At 73.0% G+C, this 22,076-nt stretch carries 15 protein-coding genes and 1 pseudogene; 12 read left to right on the forward strand and 4 right to left on the reverse strand.

What is annotated here, in order from left to right; all coding sequences use genetic code 11:
- Positions 1–60 precede the first annotated feature (60 nt).
- Positions 61–1,575, forward strand: a complete 1,515-nt coding sequence (locus A8713_RS10395; protein ID WP_064533158.1) for an amino acid permease — start codon at positions 61–63, stop codon at positions 1,573–1,575.
- A 111-nt stretch (positions 1,576–1,686) separates the two neighbouring features.
- Here A8713_RS10395 and A8713_RS10400 read toward each other — a convergent pair whose 3' ends face one another.
- Entirely contained in the window at positions 1,687–2,268 is a 582-nt protein-coding gene (locus A8713_RS10400; protein WP_064533159.1) for a biotin transporter BioY, read from the reverse strand.
- Between the two features lie 505 nt (positions 2,269–2,773).
- Between A8713_RS10400 and A8713_RS10405 the strand changes: the two genes are divergently transcribed.
- The 8 genes and pseudogenes from A8713_RS10405 (at position 2,774) to A8713_RS10440 (ending at position 11,438) form a co-directional block, all read left to right on the forward strand.
- A complete protein-coding gene (locus tag A8713_RS10405; protein WP_064533160.1) occupies positions 2,774–4,015 on the forward strand; it encodes an ROK family transcriptional regulator in 1,242 nt (413 codons plus the stop codon).
- A 334-nt stretch (positions 4,016–4,349) separates the two neighbouring features.
- A complete protein-coding gene (locus A8713_RS10410; protein WP_064533161.1) occupies positions 4,350–5,420 on the forward strand; it encodes an ABC transporter substrate-binding protein in 1,071 nt (356 codons plus the stop codon).
- 5 nt (positions 5,421–5,425) lie between these two features.
- Complete coding sequence (locus A8713_RS10415; RefSeq protein ID WP_443069706.1) at positions 5,426–6,340, forward strand: ABC transporter permease; 915 nt, start codon at positions 5,426–5,428, stop codon at positions 6,338–6,340.
- Entirely contained in the window at positions 6,316–7,065 is a 750-nt protein-coding gene (locus A8713_RS10420; protein WP_064533163.1) for an ABC transporter ATP-binding protein, read from the forward strand. Before A8713_RS10415 ends, A8713_RS10420 begins: the two co-directional genes overlap by 25 nt.
- Positions 7,062–8,453 (forward strand): LLM class flavin-dependent oxidoreductase, encoded by a 1,392-nt coding sequence (locus tag A8713_RS10425; protein WP_064533164.1) that lies wholly within the window; start codon positions 7,062–7,064, stop codon positions 8,451–8,453. Before A8713_RS10420 ends, A8713_RS10425 begins: the two co-directional genes overlap by 4 nt.
- A 68-nt stretch (positions 8,454–8,521) precedes the next feature.
- Positions 8,522–9,103: pseudogene (locus A8713_RS10430) on the forward strand (TauD/TfdA dioxygenase family protein); the annotation flags it as partial.
- A gap of 165 nt (positions 9,104–9,268) precedes the next feature.
- Entirely contained in the window at positions 9,269–10,660 is a 1,392-nt protein-coding gene (locus tag A8713_RS10435) for an amino acid permease (protein WP_064533165.1), read from the forward strand.
- A gap of 136 nt (positions 10,661–10,796) precedes the next feature.
- Positions 10,797–11,438: a superoxide dismutase gene (locus tag A8713_RS10440; RefSeq protein ID WP_064533166.1), complete on the forward strand. Its 642-nt coding sequence runs from the start codon at positions 10,797–10,799 to the stop codon at positions 11,436–11,438.
- A gap of 159 nt (positions 11,439–11,597) precedes the next feature.
- Here the strand turns inward: A8713_RS10440 and A8713_RS10445 are convergent, their stop codons facing one another.
- Positions 11,598–12,269 carry a mycothiol-dependent nitroreductase Rv2466c family protein gene (locus A8713_RS10445; protein WP_064533167.1) on the reverse strand — a complete coding sequence of 224 codons (672 nt, stop codon included), beginning with the start codon at positions 12,267–12,269 and terminating at the stop codon, positions 11,598–11,600.
- Between the two features lie 166 nt (positions 12,270–12,435).
- Here A8713_RS10445 and pepN point away from each other — a divergent pair, with 166 nt between their 5' ends.
- Both pepN and A8713_RS10455 read left to right on the forward strand, forming a co-directional pair.
- Positions 12,436–15,018 carry an aminopeptidase N gene (gene pepN / locus A8713_RS10450; protein WP_064533168.1) on the forward strand — a complete coding sequence of 861 codons (2,583 nt, stop codon included), beginning with the start codon at positions 12,436–12,438 and terminating at the stop codon, positions 15,016–15,018.
- A 217-nt stretch (positions 15,019–15,235) separates the two neighbouring features.
- Positions 15,236–16,294, forward strand: coding sequence for a hypothetical protein (locus tag A8713_RS10455; protein ID WP_064533169.1), 1,059 nt, complete (start codon positions 15,236–15,238; stop codon positions 16,292–16,294).
- Positions 16,295–16,359: 65 nt separating this feature from the next.
- Here A8713_RS10455 and A8713_RS10460 read toward each other — a convergent pair whose 3' ends face one another.
- Together A8713_RS10460 and A8713_RS10465 are read right to left on the reverse strand one after the other, a co-directional pair.
- Positions 16,360–17,508: a serine hydrolase domain-containing protein gene (locus A8713_RS10460; RefSeq protein WP_173860830.1), complete on the reverse strand. Its 1,149-nt coding sequence runs from the start codon at positions 17,506–17,508 to the stop codon at positions 16,360–16,362.
- A 100-nt stretch (positions 17,509–17,608) separates the two neighbouring features.
- Positions 17,609–18,076: an NUDIX hydrolase gene (locus A8713_RS10465; RefSeq protein WP_064533170.1), complete on the reverse strand. Its 468-nt coding sequence runs from the start codon at positions 18,074–18,076 to the stop codon at positions 17,609–17,611.
- Positions 18,077–18,468: 392 nt separating this feature from the next.
- Here A8713_RS10465 and A8713_RS10470 point away from each other — a divergent pair, with 392 nt between their 5' ends.
- The gene (locus A8713_RS10470) at positions 18,469–21,792 is read left to right on the forward strand and encodes a S8 family serine peptidase (protein WP_064533171.1); all 3,324 of its coding nucleotides are present in this window, start codon (positions 18,469–18,471) and stop codon (positions 21,790–21,792) included.
- The last annotated feature ends 284 nt before the right edge of the window (positions 21,793–22,076 follow it).

Raw genomic sequence — 22,076 nt, forward strand, 5'->3', positions numbered from 1 at the left:
TGAACCGACTCGTACGCCGCTCGTACGGGAAAACGCTCACCCGGCGCAAAAGGAATCCCCATGACCTCGCAGCCGACCCTGCAGCAGGCTGGAAGCGGCCACCCCACCCCGGACGGACCCGGTTCCGGGCTCCAGGCCGGACTCAAGAACCGACATCTGTCGATGATCGCGATCGGCGGCGTCATCGGCGCCGGCCTCTTCGTCGGCTCCAGTTCCGGAATCGCCACCGCCGGCCCCGGCATCCTCCTCTCCTACGCCCTCGTCGGCACCCTCGTCGTCCTCGTGATGCGCATGCTCGGCGAGATGTCCGCCGCCAACCCCGCCTCCGGCTCCTTCTCCGCGCACGCCGACCGGGCGCTCGGGCGCTGGGCCGGGTTCTCCATCGGCTGGCTGTACTGGTTCTTCTGGGTCGTCGTGCTCGCCGTCGAGGCCACGGCGGGCGCGAAGATCCTCTCCGGCTGGGTGCCCGCCGTGCCCCAGTGGGGCTGGGCGCTGATCGTGATGCTGGTGCTCACCGCCACCAACCTGGTCTCCGTCGGCTCCTACGGCGAGTTCGAGTTCTGGTTCGCCGGGATCAAGGTCGTGGCGATCGGCGCGTTCATCGTCGTCGGCCTGCTGGCCATCTTCGGCGTGCTGCCGGGCGTCCACGCCGACCAGGCGTCCTTCGGCAACCTCACCGGCCACGGCGGCTTCCTGCCGCACGGCCCCGGTTCGATCCTCACCGGTGTGCTGCTCGTCGTCTTCTCCTTCATGGGCAGCGAGATCGCCACCCTGGCGGCCGGTGAGTCCGAGGACCCGCAGCGCGCGGTCACCAAGTCGACCAACAGCATCATCTGGCGCATCGCCGTCTTCTACCTCGGCTCGATCCTCGTCGTCGTCTCCCTCATCCCCTGGGACGCCAAGTCGATCGCCGACAAGGGCTCCTACGTCGCCGCCCTGGACTCCCTCGGTATCGCGCACGCCGGTCAGATCATGAACTTCATCGTGCTGACCTCGGTGCTGTCCTGTCTCAACTCCGGCCTCTACACCGCCTCCCGCATGGCCTTCTCGCTCGGCGAGCGCGGGGACGCGCCGAGGGCGTTCGCCCGCACCACCGGGCGCGGGGTGCCGCGGACCGCGATCCTCGTCTCGGTCGCCTTCGGCTTCGTGGCCGTCTTCTTCAACTACAAGTTCCCGGACTCCGTCTTCCTCTTCCTCGTCAACTCCTCCGGTGCGGTCGCCCTGTTCGTGTGGCTGGTGATCTGCTTCTCCCAGCTGCGCATGCGGAAGATCATCCAGCGGGAGGCGCCGGAGAAGCTGGTCGTGCGGATGTGGCTGTACCCGTATCTGACCTGGGCCGCGGCGGCCGTGATCGTCTTCGTCCTGGGCTACATGCTCACCGACACCGAGCACGACGGCCGCGAGACCGTACTGCTGTCGCTGCTGGTGGCGGCGGTCGTGCTGGTGATCGCCGTGGCCAGGGAGCGGCTGGGCGGGCACCGGCGGGCGGCCGTGGCCGGTACGGCCGCTGACACCGCCGCCACCGACGAGAGCGCGGACGGCGCGGGCGGGGCCGAGCAGGTCCCGGCCGGCTGACCGCCCCGCGGGTCCGCCTGCGGCGGGCGGGGGAACGCGAGAGCGGAGGGGGCCCCGAGAGGCTCCCTCCGCTCTTGTGCGCTCGCTCGCGGGCTTCGCCGCGCGGGCGGGTCAGCGCTTGCCGGCGAACTTCCAGGCGGTGGGCAGCGCGCCCATCGCCAGGGCGGCCTTCAGGCCGTCGCCGATCAGGAACGGGGTCAGGCCGGCCGCGACGGCGGCGGAGGCGGACATGCCGGTGGCCAGGGCCAGGTAGGGCACGCCGACGGCGTAGATGACCGCCTCGCCCAGGAGCATCGTGCCGGCCATGCGCCACACGTCGCGGTCCGCGCCGCGGCGGGCCAGCGCGCCGACGGCGGCGGAGGCGAGCAGCATGCCGAGGACGTAGCCGAAGGAGGGGGCGCCCGCGCCCGAGCCGCCCTCCGCGAACCACGGCATGCCCGCGACACCGGCGACCGCGTACAGCATCAGGGAGAGCAGACCGCGGCGGGCGCCGAGCGCGGTGCCGACCAGCAGCGCGGCGAAGGTCTGGCCGGTCACCGGCACCGGGGAGCCGGGCACGGGGACGGCGATCTGGGCGGCGATCCCGGTGAGCGCGGCGCCGCCGAGCACGAGAGCGGCGTCCCGGACGCGGGAGGCGGGCAGGAGGTCGGCGAGGACCTGGCCGGTGCGGGCAGGAACGGCAGCGGTGCTCATGGGGACTCCGCGGGGTGAGGACAGTCGGGAACACCGTGACGCTATCCCAGCGTGCTCGAACCGATCACCGTCCGCGCTCGACAAAGGCTGGAACGCGGGCTTGGTCGGCTCCGCACAAAGAACGGCGGGGGCAAGCGGCCCGACGTGACACCGGTCACTGAGCGGGCGTGGCCTCCCCGACACGGCCCGCGGCCCGGCGCGGCCCGCGGCCCGGCGCGTGCTCCGGTCCCCCTCTTCTCCTCCTCCCCCCGCCCGGCCCCCGGCCCCCGGTCGTCGTCTCGCCCGTCGGTCGCGGTCTGGGCAGCGGTGGGGCGTTGCGCTAGCTTCGAACACGTGGTTGCCCAGGCCCGGTACTTCTCGTCGCGTCGCTATGTCGACCTGCGACGCCAGGGCACGGCCACCTGTCGCCGCTCCCGGTAGGGGCGGGAGACCGGTCCGCCCCGCTTCTCCTCGCAGACGGTGCAGTGCCGGCCCCCTCCCCCCTCATCCCGCCAGGAGCTTCCTCATGCCCCGAGCCGCCGCGGCAACCACCCGGACGTCCTTCCCCGGGCCCGCGCCCGGCCCCGTGCCTCCCGCGCCGGCGGCCTCCCGGGTGGCCGATCCCGACCGGCGCCGCACCAGCGCCAGCGGTGTGCTGCGCTCGGTGCTGGAGCACGGACCGGTGGCCCGCAGCACCATCGCCCGGCTGACCGGTCTCTCCCCGGCCTCCGTGTCGGAGCACTGCGCCCGGCTCGCCGGGCTGGGGCTGATCCGCGAGGCCGCGGTGCCCGCCCGGTCCAGGGGCGCGGGCCGGCCGCATGTGCCCGTCGAACTGGACGGCCGCGGGTTCCTGGTCGGCGGGGTGCACCTGGCCGTGCCGTACACCACGGTGGCCCTGCTCGACCTGCGCGGCCGGGTCGTCGCCGAGCGGCGGACCGGGCACGCCGGTGCCGGGCCGCTCCAGGTGCTCGAACGCGCCGCCGAGGGGCTCGCTGCGCTGCTGGCCCAGGTGCCCGGCGCACGGCCCCTCGGGATCGGGTTCGCCTCCGGCGGCTGGGTGGACCGGGACTCCGGGACCGTCGTCGAACACCCCCTGCTCCACTGGCGGGACGTGCCGGTGCGGGACGTGCTGCGCGCCCGTACGGGGCTGCCGGTGCATGTGGACGGGCACGCGCGGGCGCTGGTCAACGCGGAGCGGCTGTTCGGGCGGGCGCGCGGCAGCCGGAGCGTGCTGAAGCTGTTCGTCGGCAATGTGGTCGACGCGGCCTTCGCCACCAACGACGAGGTGCACCACGGGCCCCGGTCGCAGGCGGGAGCGATCGCCCATCTGCCGCTGCCGGGCGGTACGGAGCCCTGCGCGTGCGGGCGGACCGGCTGCCTCCAGGCGGAGTTGAGCGAGCGGACCCTGTGCCGGCGGGCGCGGGCGGCCGGGGTGGCCGCCGGGGTGAACCCGATGCGCGTGCTCGCCGCGGCCGGGGCGGGTGACCCGGCGGCCGTACGGCTGCTGGTGGAGCGGTCGCGGCTGACCGGGCGGGCGGCGGGGCTGCTGCTGGACGTGCTCAACCCGGAGACCGTGGTGGTCACCGAGGTCGGCGCGATGTACCGGGCGGACTGTCTGGCGGCGCTGCGGGAGGCGGTCGGGGCGCGGCGGGCGCAGGCGGTGGTGCCCACCGGATTCACGGACTCCGTGCTCGCGGTGGCGGGCGGCGCGGTGGCCCTGGACGTGCTGTACCGGGATCCGCTGGCCGTGTCACACGACGTTCATTAATTCAGAAACTCCGAATGTTGACAGGGGTTGCGCGAGAACGGGAGCATTTCCCCATGAGCCCGCTCACGAGCTGTCGCACTCTTTGTTGCTGACCCGTTGACGCGCCCCGGAGCGCTTTCCCTCCGGTTCTTCCCGTGTGCTTTCCGCACTCGATCCCTGTGTGCTTCCCGCACTCGATCCCGTGTGCTTCCCGCACCCGATCCCATGTGCTTCCGGCACTCGTTCCCGTCGTGTGTGAATTCCCTCCGTGTTGCCCGTGCCTGCCGCCCGCCGCACAGGCCGCCGCCCGGAATCCCGCATGTCTGCCGCCCCCGTGAAACCGTGGAGTTCCGCCATGCCTTCCGTACCGGTGTCCGGCCCCGACCGGCGCCTGCTCCTCTCCTCCCTGCTCGGTGCCGCCGTCGCGGCGACGGGACTGAGCGGCTGCGCCGGATCGAGTGCCGCCGCCTCCGGGTCGTCCGCCGACCTGTCCGCCCCGCTCGCCGGTACGGTGCCGCCGGGCACCAGCCTGAAGATCGCCTCGTACCAGGAGACCCAGCAACTCCAGTTCCGGCTGGGGAAACTGGGGAAGCTGCCGTTCACCGTGTCGGACTGGCTGAACATCGGCGCCGGACCGGATGTCATCAACGCCTTCCGCGCGCGCTCCCTGGACGTCGCCACCAACGCGGGCATTCCGCCGATCCAGGCGCACTACCAGGGCTACGACGCGCGGATCGTCGCGATCGGCCTGACCCGCAAGCCGAATTACCTGTTCGCCACCAAGCCCGGCAGCGGTATCCGCACGACCGCGGACTTCGAGGGGCGCAAGCTCGCCTTCTCCCAGGGGCAGGCGCAGGGGGTGGTGCTGCTGCGGGCGCTGAAGGAGGCGGGCCTCGCCCACGACGACGTCCGGCTGGTGCCGCTCACCAGCAACCAGTTCCTCACCGCCCTCCAATCCGGCCAGGTGGACGTGGCCCCGCTCGGCAACAGCCAGGCGCCCGCCTATCTGAAGCAGTACGGGTCCAAGGGCGCGCGCACCATGCCCACCGACGTCGTCGACCTGCTCAATCTGCTGTGGGCGCCCGCCACGGTGCTGGCCGACCGGGCGAAGGCCGCCGCGATCGCCGCGTACATACCGCACTGGGCCCGGGGCCAGGTGTGGCAGTGGGAGCACCCGGACGAGTGGAACCGGGAGTTCTACGTGAAGACGCAGAATCTGTCCCTGGCGCAGGCCGAGGCGGTCACGCGGCTCGCCAACAAGCCGCTGTTCCCGCCGAGCTGGGACGAGGCGGTCAGGTGGGAGCAGGAGACGGCGGATCTGCTCGCGGAGGGCGGGTTCGTGAAGCGGTTCGAGGTCGGCTCGCTGTTCGACCGGCGCTTCGAGGCGCTCGCGGCCCGTGCCGTACCGGCCGAGTACCGGAGGTGAGCGCGGTGACGACCTCGGCCACCCCCTCCACCACGCCTTCGGACACCTCCGGCATCCCCGACACCCCGGACGCCCGGGTCTCCGCAGGACCGGCGGGGCCGGCCCCCGGGGGTCCGGCGCCGCGCACCCGGCGTCCCCGTCGGCCGCGCCCGCTGACTCCCGGCCGGCGGCTGCCCGCCGCCCGGCTGGCCGGTCCCCTCCTCGTCCTGGTCCTGTGGGCCGCGGCCTCCGCCGCCGGGCGGCTCGACCCGGGCGCGGTCCCGGCGCCCTGGACGGTGCTGCGCACCGCCGGTCACCTGTGGACCGAGGGGACGCTGCCCACCGATGTGCTGACCTCGCTGCGCCGGGCCGCCTACGGCTTCGCGCTCGGTCTGACCGGCGGGGTGCTGCTGGCGCTCGCCGCCGGGCTCACCCGGACCGGCGAGGCGCTGATCGACGGGACCGTCAACCTCAACCGCGCCGTCCCCACCCTGGGGCTGATCCCGCTGTTCATCCTGTGGCTGGGCATCGGCGAGACCTTCAAGGTCGCGATCATCGCGATCGTCGTCTACATCCCGGTCTATCTGAACACGCACGCCGCGCTGTCCGGCATCGACAGCCGCTATGTGGAGCTGGCCGAGGTGCAGGGCCTGTCCCGGTGGGCGTTCGTACGGCAGATCGTCGTGCCCGGCGCGCTGCCCGGCTTCTTCGTCGGCCTGCGCCTCGGGGTCACCGGGTCCTGGCTGGGCCTGGTGGTGCTGGAGCAGATCAACGCCACCAGCGGCCTCGGCTATCTGATGTTCCAGGCGCAGAACTACGGCCAGACGGACGTGATCCTGGTCGGTCTGCTGATCTACGGCGTCTTCGGCCTGGTCTCCGACAGCGTGGTCCGCCTGATCGAACGGAGGGTGCTGTCGTGGCGCCGCACACTGAGCAGCTGACCGCCGCCCCCGCCGCCCCCGCCCCGGTGGAACTGCGCTCCCTGACCCGGTCGTTCGAGGGCCGTACGGTGCTCGACGGCATCGACCTCAGCCTGCCGGCCGGGCAGTTCACCGCGCTGCTCGGGCACAGCGGCTCCGGCAAGAGCACCCTGCTGCGGGCCGTGGCGGGCCTGGACCACCAGGTGGCCGGCAGCGGTGGGCTGCGGGCGCCGGAGCGGGTGTCCGTGGTCTTCCAGGACTCCCGGCTGCTGCCCTGGCGGCGGGTGCTGGACAACGTCCTGCTCGGCGCGGGCGGCAAGGACGCCGCCGTACGCGGCCGGGCCGCCCTCGCCGAGGTGGGCCTCGCGGGCCGCGAGCGGGCCTGGCCGAGCGAGCTGTCGGGCGGTGAGGCGCAGCGCGCGGCACTGGCCCGCTCCCTGGTCAGCGAACCCGAACTGCTGCTGGCCGACGAGCCGTTCGGCGCGCTGGACGCCCTCACCCGGATCCGGATGCACGCGCTGCTGCGCCGGCTGTGGCAGCGCCACCGGCCCTCGGTGCTGCTCGTCACCCACGACGTGGACGAGGCGATCGTGCTCGCCGACCGTGTCCTCGTCCTCGACAAGGGCCGTATCGGCCTCGACCTGACCATCGACCGCCCGCATCCGCGCTCGTACCGGGACCCGCTGCTCGGCGCGTACCGGGAGCGGCTGCTCACCGCCCTGGGCGTCACGGAGGACCCCGCATGACCATCCGCACCCCCGCACCCGGCAGCACCGGCCCCGGCCCGCGCACGCTGCACCTCAACGCGTTCCTGATGAACACCGGCCACCACGAGGCGTCGTGGCGGCTGCCGGAGAGCGACCCGTACGCGCACGTCGACCTGGCGCACTACACGCAACTGGCCCGGACCGCAGAGCGCGGCACCTTCGACTCGCTGTTCCTGGCGGACGGTCCGCAGCTGTGGAACACGGTCGCGCAGCGGCCCGCGGGCGCCCTGGAACCGCTCACCCTGCTCACCGCGCTGGCCACCGCCACCGAGCACATCGGTCTGATCGCCACCGCGTCGACCTCCTACAACTCCCCCTACAACCTGGCGCGCAGGTTCGCCTCGCTGGACATCGTCAGCGGCGGCCGGGCGGGCTGGAACATCGTCACCACCGCCGGTGCCGAGGCGGCCCGCAACTTCGGTCTGGACGCGGAGCCCGCGCACGCCGAACGGTACGCGCGGGCCGCCGAGTTCGTGGACGTGGTGCGCAAGCTGTGGGACAGCTGGGAGGACGACACGATCGTCGCCGACAAGGCGGCCGGGGTGTGGGGCGACGACGCGAAGATCCATCCGGCCCGGCACGAGGGGTCGTACTTCAAGGTGGCGGGCGCGCTCAACGTGCCCCGCTCCCCGCAGGGTTACCCGCTGCTGGTGCAGGCGGGCTCCTCCGCCGACGGCAAGGCGTTCGCGGCGCGGTACGCGGAGGCGGTGTTCACCGCGCAGCAGTCGCTGGCGGGCGCGCGGGCGTTCTACGCCGATCTGAAGCGGCTCACCCGGCGGGCGGGCCGCGACCCGGAGCTGCTGAAGGTGCTGCCCGGCATCGTGCCGGTGCTCGGGTCGACCGAGGCGGAGGCGCGGGCGGCGGAGCAGGTCCTGGACGAGCACATCGTGCCCGAGCACGGCCGACTCCGCCTGGAGAACCTGCTGCGGCTGGAGCCGGGCACGCTGCACCTGGACCGCGAGCTGCCCGCCGACCTGCCGCCGGAGTCGGCCGTCGAGGGCGCCAAGAGCCGGTACACGCTCGTGGTGGAGCTGGCCCGCGGCGAGCGGCTGACCGTGCGGCAGCTGATCGGCAGGCTCGGCGGCGGGCGCGGCCATCTGACCTTCGCGGGGACGCCCGAGCAGGTCGCGGACGCGATCGGCACGTGGTTCACCGAGGGCGCCGCCGACGGGTTCAACATCATGCCCGCGGTGCTGCCGTCCGGTCTCGACGCCTTCGTCGAGCACGTCGTGCCGCTGCTGCGCGCCCGCGGGCTGCTGCGCTCCGGGTACGGGCCGCGGCAGACCCTGCGGGAGCGCTACGGCCTGCCGCGGCCCGCCAACCAGCACCTGGCCCCCGCCCGGTCCAGCGCCCTGACCGCCGTCTGACCGCCGTCTGTCCGGCCCCCGTCCCGCGGCCGGTCCCGCGGCGGGCCGCCCTCCGAAAGGACCTGATCATGTCCATCGGGATCCTCAAGGTCACCGCCCGCATCGGCGCCCGGGTCGGCGGCGTCAGACTCGCCCGGCCGCTCGGCGCGCGGACCGTCGCCGCGCTGCGCGAGGCCCTGAACACGCACAAGGCGCTCGTCTTCGACGACGTGCGCCCGGACGACGCGGGTCAGGAGACGTTCGCCCGCCGCTTCAGCGGCCTCACCACCGTCCATCCGAGCGAGCCGGCCGTCGAGGGCGCCCCGAACGTGCCGCCCGTGGACAGCGAGCAGGGCCGCGCCGGCCACTGGCACACCGACGTCACGTTCGTGCTCAACCCGCCGCGGGCCAGCACGCTGCGGGGCATCACGGTCCCGCCGTACAGGGGCGAGACGCTGATCGCGAACGCCGCGGCGGCCTGCCGCGACCTGCCCGAGCCGCTGCGCCGGCCGGCCGACACGCTGTGGGCCGAGCACACCAACGACTACGACTACGCCGTGCCCGAGGAGGCGGTCGACGAGGAGGAGGCCACCCGGCGCGCGCAGTTCACCCCGATCCGGTACCGCACCGCGCGCCCCGTGGTCCGGGCGCACCCTCCCCCAGGCTCTCGCCTCCGCTCGGGCAGGGGACCCCCGTCCGGCCGCCGTCGCCGCGTAACCCGGCGTTCACGTACCGTAGGACACACGTCCGGATAGTGGGCAGCTCCTCGCCCTGAGCGGACGGGCTGCCCACACTGTGGGCACTTTCGCCCCTCCCCCCACTGGATGAGCGTGTTCATGCCCCACCGCACCACCGCCTCCCCCGCTCCCCCCACGGAGCAGTCGGGCGAGGCTTCTCTGAGCCATGGCCTCAAGCAGCGCCATCTGTCGATGATCGCCCTCGGCGGGGTGATCGGCGCCGGGCTGTTCGTCGGCTCCGGGGCGGGTATCGCCGCCGCCGGGCCGTCGATCGTCGTCGCCTACGCCGTCTCCGGTGTCCTCGTGATGCTGGTGATGCGGATGCTCGGCGAGATGTCGGCCGCGTATCCCTCCTCGGGGTCTTTCTCCGCGCATGCCGAACGGGCGTTCGGGCCCTGGGCGGGCTTCACCGCGGGCTGGTCGTTCTGGGTGCTGCTGTGCACGGCGGTCGGCCTGGAGGGCATGGGCGCCGCGAAGATCGTGACGGGCTGGCTGCCGGGCACCCCGCAGTGGCTGTGGGTGGCCCTGTTCATGGTGGTGTTCTGCGGGACGAACCTGGCCGCGGTGAAGAACTTCGGCGAGTTCGAGTTCTGGTTCGCGGCGCTGAAGGTCGGCGCCATCAGCCTGTTCCTGGTGCTGGGCGTGCTGGCCGTCGCGGGCGCGCTGCCGGGCACCGACTCGCCGGGCACCTCGCATCTGGGCGACTTCCTGCCGCACGGCGGCCAGGGGCTGATCGTCGGCCTGCTCGCCTCCGTGTTCGCCTACGGCGGCCTGGAGACGGTCACCATCGCGGCGGCCGAGTCGCGGGACCCGGTGCGGGGCGTGGCGAGCGCGGTGCGCACCTCCATGTGGCGTATCGCCCTCTTCTACATCGGCTCGATGGCCGTCATCGTCACCCTGGTCCCGTGGGACGCGCCGGAGGTCGTCGACAAGGGGCCCTACGTGGCCACGCTGGACCACCTGGGCATACCGGGTGCCGGGCAGCTGATGAACGTGGTCGTCCTGGTGGCGCTGCTCAGCGCGATGAACGCCAACATCTACGGATCGTCGCGCATCGCGTACTCGCTGGTGGGGCGCGGCCAGGGCCCCAGGGTGCTGGCGAAGGCCCCGAGCGGGGTGCCGCGGACCGCGGTCGCGGTGTCGAGCGTCTTCGGGTTCGGCTGTGTGCTGCTCAGCTACTGGCGGCCCGACGACGTCTTCCCCTGGCTGCTGAACATGATCGGCGCGGTGATCCTGGTCGTCTGGATCTTCATCGCCGCCGCGCAGCTGCGGCTGCGGCGACGGCTGGAGCGGGAGGCACCGGACCGGCTTGCCGTGCGGATGTGGGCCTTCCCCTGGCTCACCTGGGTGGCCCTGGCGGGCATGGCGGCGATCTTCGTCCTGATGGCCCGGCAGCCCGGCACCCGGGTGCAGCTCTACTCGACGGGCGCGATGGCCCTGGTGCTGGCGGCGGCCGGGTACGCCTGGCAGCGCGCCCGCGCCCGCGACTGACACACACCGGTACCGGTTCCGCTCACCGCAAGGCCCCCACGGGACACGTGGGGGCCTTCCTGTTGCTCGCGCCCGCACTGTTGTTGGTAGTTTGTAGTTGCAAGCCCTTTGCAATAATGGTCGGAGGGGACCTGTCATGCCCGTCTACACGCTGCCTGAACTGCCGTACGACTACTCGGCGCTCGCGCCGGTCATCAGCCCCGAGATCATCGAGCTGCACCACGACAAGCACCACGCGGCCTATGTGAAGGGCGCCAACGACACGCTGGAGCAGCTCGCCGAGGCGCGTGACAAGGAGACCTGGGGCTCGATCAACGGCCTGGAGAAGAACCTGGCCTTCCATCTGTCCGGACACATCCTGCACTCGATCTACTGGCAGAACATGACGGGCGACGGCGGCGGCGAGCCGCTGGCCCAGGACGGCGTGGGCGAGCTGGCCGACGCGATCACCGAGTCCTTCGGCTCCTTCGCCGGGTTCAAGGCCCAGCTCACCAAGGCCGCGGCCACCACCCAGGGCTCCGGCTGGGGCGTCCTGGCCTACGAACCCCTCAGCGGACGCCTCGTCGTCGAACAGGTCTACGACCACCAGGGCAACGTCGGACAGGGCTCCACCCCCATCCTCGTCTTCGACGCCTGGGAGCACGCCTTCTACCTCCAGTACAAGAACCAGAAGGTCGACTTCATCGACGCCATGTGGGCCGTCGTCAACTGGCAGGACGTCGCCAGGCGCTACGCCGCCGCCAAGGAACGCACCAACGTCCTGCTCCTCGCGCCCTGACCGCGCACCCCGGATCGTCCCCCCTCGTGATCGTCTTCTCACCTTTCGCGCGGGCGGGCGGAATGAAGGAGACCCCCGCGAGGACATGACTCGCGGGGGTTCTCCCGTCGGGCGGCGGCCCCTGACCACAGGCCGCTTCTGACCACAGGTCGCTTCTGACTACAGGTTGCTGAAGTCCGGCCCCTCGGTGCGGGTCCGCTTGATCTCGTAGAAGCCGGGCACCGAGGCGACCGCGATGGTGCCGTCCCACAGGCGCAGCGCGTCCTCGCCCTTCGGGGCCGGGGTGACGACCGGGCCGAAGAAGGCGAGCTGCCGGCCGTCCGGGCCGGGCAGCGCGATGACCGGGGTGCCGACCTCCTGGCCGACCTTGTCGATGCCCTCCTTGTGGGAGGCGCGCAGTTCGGCGTCGAACTCGAAGTCCTCCTGGTCGGCGTAGTCGATCAGGTCGGCGGGCAGGCCCGCGTCCGCCAGCGCGCCCGCGATGGCCTCGCGGGTGGGGCCCTCGCCCCGGTTGTGGAAGCGGGTGCCGAGCGCGGTGTAGAGCGGGCCGAGGACATCCTCGCCGTGCTTCTGCCAGGCCGCGGTCACCACCTTGACCGGTGCCCACGCCTTGGTGGTGAGCAGCTCGCGGTACTCCTCGGGCAGCTCGTCGATCCGGGGCTCGTTGAGCACGGCCAGGCTCATGATGTGCCAGCGGACCTCGATGTCGCGCTGCTTCTGCACCTCCAGCACCCACCGGGAGGTCATCCAGGCCCACGGGCACAGCGGGTCGAACCAGAAGTCGACGGGGGTCCTGCCGGAGGGGGTCGCCTCGGGGGCGGTCTGGGACATGGCTCTCCTCGGTACGGGGTGTGCGCGTACGGGGCGGGCCCGACGGGGGCCCTCGTCTCGGGCAACATCGATCGTCACGCAGGGCATTCCCCAATGTCGCGCAACAGGACCGCATGGCAGGATCGGTGCTGTCCGCATCTTGAACACATCTGAGGGAGTGCCGTCAGTGCCCGGTGAGAATCTGTCCCGCGACGAGGCCCGGGAGCGGGCCGCCCTGCTGTCCGTCGACGGGTACGAGGTGTCCCTCGACGTGCGGTCGGCGGTCGGCGACACAGAGGGCGAGGGGCCGCTGACGTTCCGGTCGGTCACCACGATCCGGTTCCGGTGCAACGAGCCCGGCGCGTCCAGCTTCGCGGACCTGATCGCGCCGAGCGTCACCGCCGTCTCCCTCAACGGCAAGGACCTCGACCCCAGCGAGGTCTTCGACGGCACGCGGATCGCCCTGGAGGACCTGGCCGCCGACAACGAACTGGTCGTGGACGCGCAGTGCGCCTACTCGCGCACCGGCGAGGGCCTGCACCGCTTCGTCGACCCGGAGGACGGCGAGGTCTACCTCTACACCCAGTACGAGCCGGCCGACGCGCGCCGTGTCTTCGCCAACTTCGAGCAGCCCGACCTCAAGGCGCCCTACCGCTTCGAGGTGCGGGCGCCCGAGGAGTGGACGGTGTGGAGCAACGGCGCCGGCACGGAGCAGGAGGGAGTGTGGCGGTTCGCGGAGACCAAGCCGATCTCCACGTACATCACCTGCGTGGTCGCGGGCCCGTACCACTACGTCACCGACTCCTACGAGCGGGAGCTGCCGGACGGGACGCGGCTGGAGATCCCGCTGGGCGCGCTGTGCCGCAAGGGGCTCGCCAAGCACTTCGACGCCGACGACGTCTTCCTGGTCACCAAGCAGGGCCTGGACTTCTTCCACGAGCATTTCGACTACCCGTACCCGTTCGGCAAGTACGACCAGGCGTTCGTGCCCGAGTACAACCTCGGCGCGATGGAGAACCCGGGCCTGGTGACCTTCCGCGAGGAGTACATCTTCCGCGGCAAGGTGACGCAGGCGTCCTACGAGGCGCGGGCCAACGTCATCCTGCACGAGATGGCGCACATGTGGTTCGGCGACCTGGTCACCATGGAGTGGTGGGACGACCTGTGGCTGAAGGAGTCCTTCGCGGACTTCATGGGCTCCTTCTCGCTGGTGGGCGCGACCCGCTTCGCCGACGGCTGGATCACCTTCGCCAACCGGCGCAAGGCGTGGGCGTACCGCGCCGACCAGCTGCCGTCCACGCACCCGGTCACCGCGGACATCCGCGACCTCCAGGACGCCAAGCTGAACTTCGACGGCATCACCTACGCCAAGGGCGCCAGCGTCCTCAAGCAGCTGGTGGCGTACGTGGGCCGGGACGCGTTCCTGGAGGGCGCCCGCCGCTACTTCAAGCGGCACGCCTACGGCAACACCCGCCTGGGCGACCTGCTGGCGGTGCTGGAGGAGACCAGCGGCCGGGACATGGGCGCCTGGGCGCGGTCCTGGCTACAGACGGCGGGCGTCAACACGCTGACCCCGCAGGTGATCCTGGACGCCGAGGGGCGCGTCGCCGAGCTGGCGGTGGTGCAGGAGGCCGTGGAGGCGTATCCCGAGCTGCGCCCGCACCGGGTGGCCATCGGCCTGTACCGGCGCTCGGAGGTCGGCGCGCTGGAGCGGTACGCGCGCGCCGAGGTGGACGTGGACGGCCCCCGCACGCTGGTGGCGGAGCTGGCCGGGCAGAACGCGCCCGAGCTGGTGCTGGTCAACGACGACGACCTCACCTACTGCAAGATCCGCTTCGACGAGACGTCGCTGGCCACGCTGCGCGAGCACCTGGCCGCGCTGACCGACCCGCTCGCCCGCGCGCTGTGCTGGTCGGCGCTGTGGAACCTGACCCGGGACGCGCTGCTGCCGGCCCGTGACTTCGTGGACCTGGTGCTGCGCTTCGCGGGCCGCGAGACGGACATCGGCGTGCTCCAGATGCTGCACGCCTGGGCGGAGTCGGCGCTGGTGCACTACGCGGCGCCCGCGTGGCGCCCGAGCGGTGCGCGGGCGCTGGCCGAGGGCGCGCTGGCCGAGCTGCGGCAGGCCGAGCCGGGCAGCGAGCACCAGCTCGCCTGGGCGCGGTTCTTCGCCTCGCTGGCGTCGGACCCGGGCGACCTCGACCTGCTGGCGGGCCTACTGGACGGCACCGAGGAGATCCCCGGTCTCGCCGTGGACCAGGAGCTGCGCTGGGCGTTCCTGGAGCCGCTGGCCACCCACGGGGCGGCCGGCGAGCAGCGCCTCGACGAGGAGCTGGCCCGGGACGACACCGCCTCCGGGGAGCGGCACCATGTGCGCTGCCTGGCCGCGCGCCCCTCGGCCGCGGTGAAGGCGGCGGCGTGGGAGCGGGTCGTGGAGTCGGACTCGCTGTCGAACGCGCTGGTGGAGGCGACCATCGCGGGCTTCGTCCGGCCCTCGCAGCGCGAGCTGCTGGCGCCGTACACCGAGAAGTACTTCGCCGAGATCGAGCGCGTGTGGCGGGAGCGTTCGATCCAGATCGGCGTGGTCGTGGTGCGCGGTCTCTTCCCCTCGCTGCGCGACTCGCGGCAGACGCTGGAGGCCGCGGACGCGTGGCTCGCCGCGCACGGGCAGGCCGCGCCCGCGCTGCGCCGGCTGGTCCTGGAGGAGCGCGACGACCTGGCGCGGGCGCTGCGCGGACAGGCGTGCGACGCGGCGGCCGGCCCGCGCTGAGCCGTCACCCCTGCGGCCGCAGCTCTGGCCAGAGCCGGAGCGCGCGGTAACCGTTACAGAACGCGTGCCCCGGAGGCCGTAACCCCTGGTCCGTGCCCGGCGGACCAGGGGTTTCCGGCACCCGAACGCCTGTGCATACGGGCGGTGTTGTCCGTATTGCGCCACGCTCTTGTAACAGCGGTTAGCGCGGGGACCGGGTGCGGGAACGTCCCGTGGCATGAACCACGACACCCCGCTCTCCCCCCGCCCGCTGAGCCATCTGGCCGAGGCGCACCACCGGGTCCTGACCACCGCCCAGTTGCGCGCGCACGGTGTGTCGGCGGCCGAGACGTCGGCGCAGTGCCGGCCCGGCGGTCCCTGGCAGCAGTTCCTGCCGGGCGTCTATCTGCTCCATCCGGGGCCGCCCACCGGGGAGGAGCGGCTGCGCGCGGTGCTCGCGTACGCCACGCGCGGGCCGGTGCCGCGCCGGAGGGACGGGGTGCCGGCCCAGCCGACCGCCCGGGAGCCGCACCGCCCGGCCCGCGCGGAGGTGATGATCACCGGTCTGGCGGCGCTCGCCCTGCACGGATTCGCGGCGGCGCCCGCGCTGCTCGCGCTGGACATGATCGACGTGCTGGTGCCGCGGCTGCGCCGGCTGCGTTCGACGGGCTGCGCCCGGGTCGTCAAGGCGGCCGAGCCGCCCGTGCCCGAGACGGCCGGCGGGGTGCCGGTGGCGCCGGTGCCGCGCGCGCTGGCGGACGCGGTGGCCCGGTTGTCCGACGCGTTCGCCGTGCAGCGGCTGCTGACGGAGGCGGTGCGCGACGGGCACTGCGAACCGGCCGCCGTGGTGCGGGCGCTGACCGGTGCGCGGCTGCTGACCCGGCCGCACGTGGTGGACGCGGTGGACTCGCTGCTCGCCGAGGGCCGCTCGGTCGCGGAGGACCGGCTGTACCGGATGGTGGCCGAGCACGGCCTGCCCGACCCGGTGTGGAACGTGGACCTGCGCCTGCCGGGCGGCCCGCACCTGGGCGGCCTGGACGCCTACTGGCCCGACCACGCGGTCGCCCTGGAACTGGACACCCGCGCCCCGCTGCCGGGCCGGCCGGGCGACGAGACCCTGGGCGTGGAGTACACCCGCAAGCGCGAGCACCTGGAGCGGCTGGGCATCACGGTCGTCCACCTCACGCCCCGCAAGCTGCGCGACGCGATGGACCAGCAGGCCACGGTCGTCCGCACGGCCCTGATGGCGGCGGCCGACCGCGACCCGGCCGCGTACGTGGTGGTACTGCCCCGCTAGGACCTGCCGACCGTCGCGCCCCCTCGGCGCCGGGGGGGGCGCGACGGTCGCCGTCGGTCAGCCGGTCACCGGCCGCAGAACTCCGCCTCCAGCACCGTCTCCGGGTCGCCCGTCCAGTCGGCGTCGAGGTTGAGGGCCACGGCGTGGCGGCCGTCGGCCGTGGTCGCGGCCAGCGAGGACGAGCCGTGGATGCCGCCGTCGTGGCCCCACACGTGCACGCCGCAGGAGAGCCGGCGGTCCATCAGGCCGAGGCCGTAGGCGATGTGCGGGTCGCCGGTGTCCCGGACCGTGGTCTTCATCTCCTCCAACTGCTTCGGCGGCAGCAGCCGCCCTCGCAGCAGGGCCGTGTAGAAGCGGGTCAGGTCGGCGGAGTCGGAGATCATCTCGCCTGCCGAGGAGGCGATGGAGGGGTTGAGTTCGGTGACGTCGTACGTCGGGCCCGTCGTCTTGTCGGACAGCTTGGAGTAGGCGCGGCCGCTCGGGTGCGGCACGGCGGTGCGGGTGCCGGGCAGCGAGGTGGCGTTCAGGTGCAGGGGCCGCAGGACGCGGTCGCGGATCTCGTCGGCGTAGGAACGGCCCGTGACGCGTCCGATCACCAGGCCGGCCAGGACGTAGTTGGTGTTGGAGTACTGCCAGGAGGTGCCGGGGGCGAAGTCCGGCGCGTGGGAGACCGCGATCCGCACCAGGTCCTCGGCGGACACCGTGTCGTAGCGGTGCCTCAGGAAGCCGTCCTTCTGGAAATACGTGCGGCCGAACGTGTCGTCGGCCGTGTAGTTGTAGAGGCCGCTCGTGTGGTTGAGCAGGTGCCGCAGGGTGATGCGGCCGCCGTCGTTGCCGTGACCGCGCACCACGCCGGGCAGCCAGTGCTCGACCGTGTCGTCCAGCGACAGCCGCCCCTCCGCCTCCAGTTGGAGCAGCACCGTGGCCGTGAAGGTCTTGGTGATGCTGCCCACCCGGTAGCGGTCGTGCGCCCCGCGCGGGGCGCCGGTGCGCAGGTCGCCCGTGCCCGCCGTGGTGCTCCAGGTGCCCGCCCGCCCGCGCACGGTCGCCGTCACGCCGGGCACCCCGTCCGCGACGAGCGCCCGGACCGCCGCGCGGGTCGCCTCGTGGGGGCCGTGGCCGCCCCGCGCGGACGGTGCCGCCGCGGCGGGTCCCGCCGCCGCCACCGCCATGACCAGGGCCGTCGCGCCCACCCAGCTCGTCCGTACCGACATCGTCTTTCCCCTCGTCGCCGTCCGCTCCTGTCGGGCGCAAGGACCCGGGGGCGGTGCGGACGGTTGCCGGGCGGTGGTCCGGTTGAGCCGGATCCGGCCGTTACGCCTCCTCGGCCCGTTCCGGCGCCACACGGCCCGCCGCCGGGCGCTCCCGCCACAGCCGCAGCCCCACGTCGACCAGGCCGACCCGCTCCAGTCCGCCCACCGCGGCCAGGTCGTGCCAGGCCGCCATGTCGGTCGAACCGCCCGTCTCGTGGCGCAGTTCGCCACCGGTGACCCGGCCCTCGTAGACGATGCGCAGCCCCTGGAAGTCGGCGTGGCTGCCCAGGGGCCGCGGATAGGTGCGGCGGATGGAGTCCACGCCGAGCAGGGTGACCGGTTCGACCGCGTAGCCGGTCTCCTCCTCGGCCTCGCGGACCACGGTGTCGTAGGGGTCCTCGCCGTGCTCCATGCCGCCGCCGGGCAGGGTCCACCGGCGTGCGCCGTCCCGCGCGACCCAGCGGGCCAGCAGTACCTGTCCGTCCCGCACACACACGGCGTAGGCCGCCACCCGCAACTCCTCACGCATGGGGAGACGTTACGGCAGCACGGCGGCGGGCGGGGGCCGTTCGGGCACCGAGGGGCGCGCGGGCGGCCTGCGGGCGCCCTCCCCCGAGCGGCGGTCAAGGGGCGGTACGCGCCAGGCGCGGGCGGTCCGCCGCGACGGCCACCCAGCGGACCCGGGACGCCACCGAGCGCGTTCGTCCGCCCGCGACATACGGCGGAACAAGGGGGTTTGAGGGCATGCGTCCGCCGTGGCGTATGGCGGGATCCCGCCATGTGTCCATCCCGTCCCGACCAACTCTCCCCAAACTTCTGTCGCTTGAGTAAAGCTGAGCGATCGTCCGGCACCGAATTCCGGACGATCGCGATCACATCCGGTCGCACCTCGCCTGGTTCCTTCATTGACAGAGGATGCCGATGACCCCCGACTCCCCCCGCGCTCCGGGCGCGAGACGCCTGGCACGCCTCGCCGCGGCCACCGGCGTGGCCGCCGCGCTCTGCGCCGCCGGACCGCTCCCCATGGCCTTCGCCCAGGACGGCCCGCTCCCCACCGACCCGCCCGTCCGGTCCGCGAGCGCCAAGCTCGGCGCGGACGACGCCGATCTGCTCGCCACCGCCAAGGCCGACGGCGACAAGAACGTCACGATGATGATCGCGACCGCGCCCGGCCGCACCGACCAGGTCGCGCGCCAGCTCGACGCGGTCAAGGGCGGCTCGGTCGGCCGCACGCACGACAAGCTCGGCTACGTCCGGGCCACCGTGCCGACCGCCCAGGCGGACGCGGTGATCTCCGCCGCCGAGAAGCTGTCCACGGTGCACGCCATCGACCTGCGCCAGGAGATAACCCTCGACGACCCGCGCCCGGACACCGACCCGGCCGGGACCGCGCACGGCAAGGACGGCAAGGGAAGCAAGGGCGGCAAGGGAAGCGGCGCCTCCCCCTCCGCCCCGGGGAAGAACACGCCCGCCGTCAACCCGTACAACCCGTCCTTCGAGACCGGTGCCGTCGACTTCGTGCGGCAGAACCCGAAGGCGGACGGCCGGGGCGTCACCATCGGCATCCTCGACTCCGGTGTGGACCTCTCCCACCCGGCGCTCCAGCGCACCACCACCGGCGAGCGCAAGATCGTCGACTGGGTGACCGCGACCGACCCGATCGTCGACGGCGACGCCACCTGGCGCCCCATGGTCGACGCGGTGTCCGGACCGGCCTTCGCCTACGGCGGCCAGACCTGGAAGGCCCCGGCCGGCTCGTACCGGATCAGCACCTTCAAGGAGTCCGCCACCACGGGCGGCGACGCGGGCGGCGACGTGAACCGCGACGGCGACACCACCGACTCCTGGGGCGTCCTCTACGACGCGGCCGCCGGCACGGTCCGCGTCGACCTGAACAACAACCACGACTTCACCGACGACACCCCGATGAAGCCGTACAAGGACGGCTACCAGGTCGGCTGGTTCGGCACCGACGACCCGAAGACGGACGTCGCCGAGCGCCAGCCGTTCGTCGTGCAGATCCGCAAGGACGTCCCGATGGACCCCTACGGCGGGTCCTGGACCGGCAAGAAGTCCGACTTCGTCAACATCGGCCTCATCGAGTCCGAGCACGGCACCCACGTCGCCGGCATCACCGCCGCCAACGGCCTGTTCGGCGGGAAGATGAACGGCGCGGCGCCCGGCGCGAAGATCGTCTCCTCGCGTGCCTGCACCTGGACGGGCAGCTGCACCAACGTGGCGCTCACCGAGGGCATGATCGACCTCGTCGCCGAGCGCGGCGTGGACATCGTCAACATGTCCATCGGCGGACTGCCCGCCCTCAACGACGGCAACAACGCCCGCGCCGAGCTGTACACCCGCCTGATCGACACCTACGGCGTCCAGCTCGTCATCTCCGCGGGCAACTCCGGCCCCGGCGCCAACACCATCGGCGACCCCGGCCTCGCCGACAAGGTCATCTCGGTCGGCGCGGGCGTCTCCAAGGAGACCTGGGCCGCCGACTACGGCTCCGCGGTGCGCACCCCGTACGCGATGATGCCGTTCTCCTCGCGCGGCCCGCGTGAGGACGGCGGCTTCACGCCGACCCTGGTCGCGCCCGGCGCCGCCATCAACACCACCCAGACCTGGCTGCCCGGCGGCCCGGTCGCCGAGGCGGGCTACACGCTGCCGGCCGGCTACTCGATGCTCCAGGGCACCTCGATGGCCTCCCCGCAGGCCACCGGCGCCGCCGCCCTGCTGCTGAGCGCCGCCGCGCAGCACCGCATCGGGCTGACCCCGGCCAAGCTGCGCACCGCCCTCACCTCCAGCGCCCACCACATCCCGGGCGTCCAGGCCTACGAGGAGGGCGCGGGCCGCATCGACATCGTGGACGCCTGGAAGCTGATCCGGCTGGGCGCGGGCGCGCACGACTACACGGTCGACGCCCCGGTCGACACCGCGATCGACGAGGCGCTGAAGACCCCGGGCCACGGCACCGGCCTCTACGACCGCGAGGGCGGCCTGAAGGCCGGCCAGAAGAAGACGTACGACATCACCGTCACCCGTACCTCGGGCTCGCCCGCCGCCGTGTGGCACACGCTGCGCCTGGCGAACAACGCCGAGCAGACGTTCCGCGTCGTCGGCTCGCCGCTGGTGCGGCTGCCGCTGAACCGGCCGGTGACCGTCAAGGTGCAGGCGGCGCCGCGCTCGGCGGGCCTCAAGAGCGCGATCCTGGAGGTCGACGACCCGTTCACCACCGGCGTCGACCGGCAGATCCTCACCACCGTCGTGGTCGCGGACCCGGTCGCGTACACCTACTCCGCCAAGGCGTCGGTGCAGCGCAACGCCACCCGCTCCTACTTCCTGACCGTGCCCGCGGGCGCGAAGTCGCTGGAGGTGGCCATCGGCGGCCTCGCCGACAAGAGCCAGACCCGGTTCATCGCCATCCACCCGTACGGCGTCCCGGTCGACAACACCTCGACCCCGTACTGCTACAACAACTACCTCGACGGCAACGGCTGCAAGCCGGACGTCCGCTCCTACGCCGACCCGCAGCCGGGCGTGTGGGAGGTCGAGGTCGAGGCGCGCCGCACCTCGCCGCAGCTCGACAACCCCTACCGGCTCGACGTCACCGTGCTGGGCGCGGCCTTCGACCCGCAGACCGTGACCGTGCCCGAGGCGAAGACCGGCACGCCGGTGACCGCCTCCTGGAAGGTGACGAACACGTACGCCGCGCTGGACGGCCGCCTCACCGGCGGCCCGCTCGGCTCGGCCAAGTCCGCCCGGCCGACCGTGTCCCATGGCGAGAAGCAGACCACGACGGTGACGGTGCCCGCGGGCGCCGCCTCGCTGGACGTCGCCATCGGCGGTGTCTCCGACAAGTCGGCCGACCTGGACCTCGCGGTCTACGACGCGAGCGGCAAGCAGGTCGCCAAGTCCGCCGACGGCGACTCGGAGGAGTCGGTGTCGATCGCCTCGCCGGCCGCCGGGACGTACACCGTCGAGGTCGCCGCGTACTCGGTGCCGTCCGGTTCGACGGAGTACGACTACCGTGACGTGTTCTTCTCCACCACGCTCGGCACCGTCTCCGTGGACGGCGCGCCGGTGAAGCTGGGCACGGGCGCCTCCGCGACCGTGACCGGCCAGGTCACCGCCGCCGCCCAGGCACCCGAGGGACGCGAGTTCTTCGGGCAGGTGCGGCTGGTGAACGCGCGGGGCACCGCCGCGGGCACCGGCAGCGTGCGGATCGGCACCGTCCTGCCGTAGCTCTCGCGCGGGGCCGCCGTGACGGCTGAGGGGCGGGCGTCCACCGGGGCGCCCGCCCTTTCCCGTGCCACGGACGGCCGCCCGCTCCCGTTGCGTACGTCACATCGTCGGATACGCCCGCGCGGGATGGGCAGGCACCCAGCAGCACAGCTTGCGGCGCACGGCCGAGGACGGGCGAATTTCTCCAGCTCACACCGGGTGCGTGCCGCAGAACCGCAACCGCGGGGCGGTCCGAGTCGTCCCCATTTCCGCGGGGGCGCCGGGCACGCGGCGCAAAGAACTGG

This window comes from Streptomyces sp. SAT1 (assembly GCF_001654495.1).
GTDB lineage: Bacteria > Actinomycetota > Actinomycetes > Streptomycetales > Streptomycetaceae > Streptomyces > Streptomyces andamanensis.